The following is a 1,445-nucleotide window of genomic DNA, read 5'->3' on the forward strand; positions in this document are numbered from 1 at the left end:
AGACGTTCCGGCAAATCAGTTTTCTCTTGGAGTTTAGCCGGTGACAATGCCCTCTACGTGAACTTCTTCGACGAGAGACTCTCGGCTTTTCGTTCGGATGACTTTGGAGGCTTTTGAATGCGGCCCGTGAAGTGTGGGGGAAACCTGAGATCGTTGTGCTCGACGAGGTTCAGGAGGTAAAAGGATGGGAGAGGTTCGTCTCAAGGCTCAGACTCAACAAGCGGGTTGTGGTCACAGGTTCGTCGTCCCGGCTCCTGTCAGGAGAGATGGCGACCTACCTCACAGGAAGGCACTTCGAGCTGACGCTGTTCCCCTTCTCCTCCAGAGAGTTTCTGCGGTTCAAAGGAGTGGAGCTGTCGGAGAGCTGGGAGTACTCCGACAGAGAAGTCTCGCGGGTGAAGAGGGAGCTTGAGGAGTACCTTGAGATAGGGGGCTTCCCCGAGGCCGTTAGGTTCGGGAGGTTCTATCTGAGCCAGATATACCGCGATCTGATTGAGCGGGACGTTATACTGAGGCACGGCGTAAAGCACGTGGATGCCCTCAGGGAGCTGGCACGTTATTTGATCTCCAACCACTCCAGCGAGTTCACGTATTCAAGGCTGGGTTCACTGGCGGGATTGAGGGACGTCCACACCGTTAGAGACTACGTCTCTTATCGTGAGGAGGCTTACCTTATTTTCCAGCTCAGGCGCTTTTCCTTCAAGCCAAAGGGACAACTGCTGTCCCCGAGAAAGGTTTATCCCATCGATACGGGAATAGCCAAGACCCTCACCCTGAAAGCGCATCCGGAGAAAGGAAAGCTCATGGAGCTGGCGGTTTTCCTGGAAATCAAACGCGCGCTCAGTTATTCCTTTATCCCCGGAGAGGTTTACTACTGGAGGAACGAGGGGGGCAAGGTGGACTTCGTTGTAAGGGTTGGCGGAAAACTGATCCCCATCCAGGTGACGTTTTCTCTTGAGGGAACCTCCGACAGGGAGGTTGGAAACCTCGTGAGGGCCTCGAAGGTCCTCAGGGCCAAAAGGGGCCTCATCGTCACGTGGGAGGAAGTAGGGGAGGTTGAAAGGGATGGTGTTAAGATCGAGGTGGTGCCCCTCTGGAGGTTTTTGGTTCATGGATTTAGCCGGTTTTTGTCCTCCACTTAAGCCCCCCGTCAACAATGGCCCCTATCTCTCCCCGGTTGTACAGCTCCGCTATGAAGGCCCTCACCGGGACGAGGTTAAGTGCCAGCTTCCGGGGTGTTGTTTCGACACCCTAGTGCTCCATTATCCTGAAGGTCAGCTCGTCAACCGACATCGGCTTTCCTAGGAGTTCCAAAATGAGGGATTCGGTTTCCTCCACCCGTTTGAGGTTGAACTCGAGCAGTTCCTCCGCTTCATCCCCTTCAACCGGCTTCCCGTGAGAGGGTATCAGTAGATAGCCCTTCTCTGCATAATTCTGTAATTCTT

1 protein-coding gene and 1 pseudogene are annotated in these 1,445 nt (G+C 54.3%); one reads left to right on the top strand and one right to left on the bottom strand.

The window, feature by feature from the left end; genetic code table 11:
* Window positions 1–131: 131 nt before the first annotated feature.
* The gene (locus MV985_RS09005; RefSeq protein WP_297465508.1) at window positions 132–1,142 is read left to right on the top strand and encodes an ATP-binding protein; all 1,011 of its coding nucleotides are present in this window, start codon (window positions 132–134) and stop codon (window positions 1,140–1,142) included.
* A gap of 109 nt (window positions 1,143–1,251) precedes the next feature.
* On the opposite strand, the pseudogene MV985_RS10175 reads toward MV985_RS09005, so the two are convergent.
* Window positions 1,252–1,445, bottom strand: a pseudogene (locus MV985_RS10175) (Zn-dependent hydrolase); the annotation flags it as partial.

Origin of the sequence: Thermococcus sp. (assembly GCF_027012695.1) — an archaeon.
Taxonomy (GTDB): Archaea; Methanobacteriota_B; Thermococci; order Thermococcales; family Thermococcaceae; genus Thermococcus.